The 5,302-nt window shown below is 45.4% G+C and carries 6 protein-coding genes; 5 read left to right on the forward strand and 1 reads right to left on the reverse strand.

What is annotated here, in order from left to right; all coding sequences use genetic code 11:
- On the reverse strand, positions 1 to 591 hold a 591-nt coding region (locus H6G97_RS44725), incomplete at its 3' end, for a LysR substrate-binding domain-containing protein (RefSeq protein ID WP_199350106.1).
- Between the two features lie 155 nt (positions 592 to 746).
- On the opposite strand from H6G97_RS44725, the gene H6G97_RS44730 reads away from it, so the two are divergent.
- From H6G97_RS44730 to H6G97_RS44750, 5 genes are all read left to right on the forward strand, one after another.
- Positions 747 to 1,196: a cupin domain-containing protein gene (locus tag H6G97_RS44730; RefSeq protein WP_190733512.1), complete on the forward strand. Its 450-nt coding sequence runs from the start codon at positions 747 to 749 to the stop codon at positions 1,194 to 1,196.
- Between the two features lie 107 nt (positions 1,197 to 1,303).
- Entirely contained in the window at positions 1,304 to 2,230 is a 927-nt protein-coding gene (locus H6G97_RS44735) for a dihydrodipicolinate synthase family protein (RefSeq protein ID WP_190946901.1), read from the forward strand.
- A 116-nt stretch (positions 2,231 to 2,346) separates the two neighbouring features.
- Entirely contained in the window at positions 2,347 to 2,628 is a 282-nt protein-coding gene (locus H6G97_RS44740; protein WP_190946902.1) for a hypothetical protein, read from the forward strand.
- Positions 2,629 to 2,728: 100 nt separating this feature from the next.
- Complete coding sequence (locus tag H6G97_RS44745; protein WP_190946903.1) at positions 2,729 to 3,454, forward strand: glutamine amidotransferase; 726 nt, start codon at positions 2,729 to 2,731, stop codon at positions 3,452 to 3,454.
- A 92-nt stretch (positions 3,455 to 3,546) separates the two neighbouring features.
- Positions 3,547 to 4,917, forward strand: coding sequence for an FAD-binding oxidoreductase (locus tag H6G97_RS44750; protein ID WP_190946904.1), 1,371 nt, complete (start codon positions 3,547 to 3,549; stop codon positions 4,915 to 4,917).
- The last annotated feature ends 385 nt before the right edge of the window (positions 4,918 to 5,302 follow it).

Genomic DNA, 5,302 nt, shown 5'->3' on the forward strand with positions numbered 1-5,302 from the left:
TAAGATTAACGCTTCATCTTTGAGTTCGTCAAAACGAACCAGCTTCTGCCTAGCTAGTCGATGAGATGTTGGCAAAATAAGTACTAATTTTTCATCAAACAGAAGCTCTGCCTCTAGAAAAGGAGAGGTAGGGGGTATGAAGCTAATTCCCAAATGCAATTTTCCTTGTTCAATTCTAGACTCTATCTCGTCAGCAGATAGCTCCTGAATGCGGAGTGAAATCCTTGGGTAAGCAGTGGTAAAGCGAGCTACTAAGTCTGGAATCATATAAGCGTTTACCGTCTGCACGACTCCAACAGCTAGCTCTCCTCCTTGTAATCCCTCTAATTCTTGAATGGCTTGTTGTACTTGCTCTAGTTCGGTAAATATTCGTTGTGCATGAGCTTGAAGAATCTCACCCGCCTCCGTGAGCATGACACGCTTGCCGATGCGGTCAAATAGGGTTGTACCCAAGTCTGCTTCTAACTGCTTGATTTGTTGTGACAGTGTCGGTTGAGAAACATAGATGGCTTCGGCAGCACGGGTAAAATGAGCAGCTTCTGCTACAGCTAAGAAATATCGAAGGTGACGTAATTCAATCAAAATCTGCATCAAGCGTTATAGGTTACACCTATCATATCTATCAAAAATAAGTCTTGCACCAATCAAAACGGCATGTAGATAATTAAGGTAGTTCGTTGAGCAAACAACAAACTAACTAATCAGGAGTTAAACCTGACTACAGAAACAAACGGAGAACCAAGAATATGGATACAGTTAAATTTCACTCAGCAGATTTTGATAAAACTCCGCCAACCGTCCAAGTTCAGATACCAAAGCGGTTAATTCATCAAGGTGTTGAGTCAGGTACTATCCAAAACGCCTACTCCCAAGCTCGCAAACACCCAGTTTTCTTCATCGATCTGCCGTCGATTGCAATTAGCATGACCATCGGTGGGCTAACTCCAAATGGGCGTTCCAATCGACACCGCCATACTTATGAAACAATTCTCTTTGTTCTAGAAGGGCAAGGTTACAGCATGATTGAAGATCAAAAAGTGGAATGGAAAGCAGGAGATGCCGTTTATATTCCAGTATGGGCATGGCATCATCATGTCAATCTAGATCCAGACAAGCCTGCCAAGTACTTAGCTTGTGAGAATGCACCAATGCTTCAAAACATGGGGAATTTAGCTTTGCGTGAAGAAGCTAATTAGACTTGTCGCTTTATAAAAAATTAGTGGCTGAAACCCTTGCTTTGCCTGGCTCGAAAAATTCAAAACCTTTATTAGGCGACAAGTCTATTAATTAGGAGAACAAAAAAATGCCAAATTTAAATTTGCACGGCATCATTGCCTATCCTGTTACCCCATTCAAGGACGGTGGCGAAACGATTGATACAGATACATTATCTCAATTGATTGAGCAACTGATCGAAAATGGCTCTCACGCAATTGCCCCTTTAGGTAGTACTGGCGAAAGCGCTTACCTCTCAGATGCTGAATGGGAGGAAGTAGCGTTCGTTTCGATTCATCAAGTAGCTAAACGAGTCCCTACTGTTGTTGGCATTTCAGAACTCACTACACACAATGCAATCCGGCGTGCCAAGTTTGCCCAGCAAGTCGGATCTGACGCAGTTATGGTGCTGCCGATTTCCTATTGGAAACTTTCCGAGCGTGAAATTTTTCAGCATTATGCTGCAATTGCCCAAGCAATTAGTATTCCAATCATGGTTTACAACAATCCTGCTACAAGTGGGATTGACTTATCACCAGAGCTGATTGCTCGGATGGTGAAGGAGATTGATAACGTTACTATGGTGAAAGAGAGTACAGGCGACATCCAGCGGATGCACCGTTTATACGAGCTTTCTGATGGCACCATTCCCTTCTACAATGGCTCCAACCCGCTGGCACTAGAGGCTTTTGCTGCTGGAGCAAGTGGCTGGTGTACTGCGGCTCACAATTTAATTCCAGAATTTACTACTGCACTTTATGAGTTCGCCCTCAAGGGAGATTTCTTTGAGGCTCGACGGATTTTTTACCAACAATTGCCGTTACTGAAATTTATCCTCAAAGGAGGGCTACCTACTACGATTAAAGCCGGTTTACAACTTTTAGGAATTAAAGCTGGAACTCCCCGTCTGCCTATGCTGCCACTAGATGAAACTGAAGTGAGACAGCTAGATAGCATGCATATTAACACGACTCGGCAAAGGACAGTTAGCCACTTCACTAAGCAAATAGGCTGAGGTAGAGGACTGCTCCATTTAGGTTGCTTTACCTAAATAGCTTTGAAGGGTGTTGGAATTAGAAGAAATTCTCTAATCCCATTACTACTGAGTGCTAGCTTATAGGAGAAGAAAAAATGGAGTTGACAATTTTGCAGTTTTTAAGTGTACAGGCAGTTACTGGAGAAGATGTCTGTCGAATACTAGGCTTTGAATCAAAAGCCTTTAGGCTAATCACACACGAACTTTGGAAAAACGAATTAATTCAGGGAGAAGTTGCGGACGGTTGCTGTTGTGCTCCTTGTGGCAGTATGTGCGTTAGTGCAATGAAAATAAATAGGGTTTGGCGATTATCCACCAAGGGCCAACTACTCCTCAAAATAGCTTCTTTAGAGAACAAAGCTTTTGACGCAGCTTAATCTACCACCACTGCATTTTTAGATTGATTCATCCTTTTGAGCGGCTTGAATTAGGTCGAAAGCAGCTGAATTTACTTGAAATTGAATTGCTTAAATACCCATGAAAAATGCTATTGCCATTCGACATGTTGCTTTTGAAGATTTAGGTAGTTTAGCTCCAATTCTTTTGCAACAAGATTACGCTATCACCTACTTAGAGGCTGGTTTTGATTCCCTTGCTGAAATTAATCTGCTGGCTCCAGAACTCCTGATTATTCTAGGTGGGCCAATTGGCGCTTACGAGGAACAAGATTATCCCTTTTTACTGGATGAACTGCGTTTACTAGACCAGCGATTAGCAACTGATTTACCTACTTTAGGTATCTGCTTGGGGTCTCAACTGATAGCACGAGTTTTAGGTGCTAAGGTATACCCTGGTATGTGTAAAGAAATTGGTTGGGCACCTATCCAACTTAGTGAGGCAGGTCAACAATCGCTTTTAAGCCATTTGGTAATAGAAAACACGTCAGTTATGCACTGGCACGGGGATACTTTTGACTTACCACAGGGCGCTACTCACCTTGCATCTAGCTCATTGTATTGCAATCAAGCTTTTTCCTACGGGAAGCATTGCCTGGCACTACAATTTCACCCTGAAGTGACAGCAACAGGATTGGAACGGTGGTTTATTGGTCATGCGTGTGAGATTGTTACCACTCCTGAATTAAGCCTTAATAAGTTACGAGTAGATACTGCTCGTAATATCAACTCGTTGGAAGTTCAAGCTGCTCGGTTCTGGCAGAAGTGGCTAGGCTCTCTTCAGTCTGATGAAACTAGTAGAAAGTAAAGATTGAATCAACTAGAACAGTTTCTAAACAGCGGGTAGAGTGGGCAAAACTCTGATGAGTTATTCAATCTGCAACATGAAAAGGAGAAACCATGACAACAACGTATGGTCAGAGCAATACTTTGTTCAAATATCTCGCAGCACTGCTTACAGGACAGCTTTTTCTGCCTGAGGACGCTGCCTATGAATCGGTGCGCCAACTCTGGAATGGCAAGGTGAAGACTCGACCATCAGCGATCATTCGTTGTTTGAGTATCCAAGATGTCATTCATACGGTTCGCTGGACACATAAGCATGGGCTGGCACTCTCGGTTCGGGGGGGAGGACACGATTTTGCTGGACGAGCTTTGTCTGAGAATGGCGTGGTGATCGATCTTTCCCAGATGAGAGCCGTCACCATAGATCCAGTTAATCGCACAGCCCATGTTCAAGGTGGAGCAACGGCTGGCGACCTCATCCAGTCAGCGCAGAAATATGGGTTGGCGACAGCCACAGGAACCATCTCCAGCGTTGGGATGGCTGGATTTACCTTGGGAGGAGGATATGGTCCTCTGACGGGTGCTTATGGACTGGGTGCCGATAACCTGCTGTCAGCACAAGTGGTAACTGCCAACGGACAGCTTGTGACCGCAAATGCCGAGGAATATGCAGATTTGCTTTGGGGATTGCGCGGAGGCGGGGGCAACTTTGGCGTTGTCGTTTCCCTGGAGTATCGCCTGCATCCGCTCATCACGGTGCTCTCTGGTATGCTGCTGTATCCTCTGGATCAAGCCAGAGCGGTGTTACGCCGCCTTAATGAGTTTATCGCAACAGCACCCGATGAATTGACGATTGCGTCTGGATTCTTCCAGATGCCAGATGGTTCAACAGTTCTCTTTCTCTCACCCACCTATTGTGGTCCGATCGAAGCAGGTGAACAGGTGCTCGCACCTCTGCGTACCTTTGGCTCTCCGCTGGTTGATCAAGTGCAACCCATCACATATAACGCACTGATTCATGAGTTGGATGCTATTGCCCCGAAAGGTCGTCACTACTATATTCAAACGCAGTCGCTCAGTGGTCTCCAGGCTGAGACCATTGAGGTGCTGATCGAACAGGGACTGCCATTCTCTTCCTCCTTTTCGCTCATCGAACTCCATAACTTTCATGGAGCCGCAAGCCGTGTGGGTGTGTCCGAGACTGCTTTTGCGCTGCGTCAGGATCATCTGATGGTTCAGGCGATCGCAGCTTGGGAGCCACAGTCTCCAGACGACGAGCAACGGCATATCCAATGGGCACAGAACATTTCACAGGTACTTGCACCCTATGCTTTCAAATGGGGGTACATCAATGCCCTGGATGAGCAGGAGCAGGAGCGCGTTCGGCTTGCCTTCGGATCGAACTATGAGCGGTTGCTCGATCTCAAACGAACCTACGATCCGGATGATGTCTTTCGTTCGACGATCGGACATGTCGAACCATAATCATTAGGAGCAATTTCATGACGCAATCTTTCTGTTTTTTTGGTTCTCACCTCACTATCCTTGCCAATCACACCACAACCGCTAGAGCATTTCGTCAAAATCTACACTTGCAAGGACTGAGTTGCAAAATTTAAGTTAGCACAAAACCAATCGTGAGCACCACAGTCACATTAATATCAGAGGTCGAATTATGAAACACTCAGCAGATTTCTTCGTTCGTAGCGCGGTCACGGAAACCACCCGATCCTACATGGGCAGTCTCATGTCTTTTCTCGTGACATCGGTCGAGACCGAAAACCGCTTCTTCCTTCTGGAGCTTCGGATGAAACCGGGAAATGAACCGCCGCCCCATCTCCACTATGACCAGGATGAGGTGTATTACATT

It is taken from the genome of Nostoc flagelliforme FACHB-838 (assembly GCF_014698065.1).
GTDB classification, from domain to species: domain Bacteria; phylum Cyanobacteriota; class Cyanobacteriia; order Cyanobacteriales; family Nostocaceae; genus Nostoc; species Nostoc flagelliforme_B.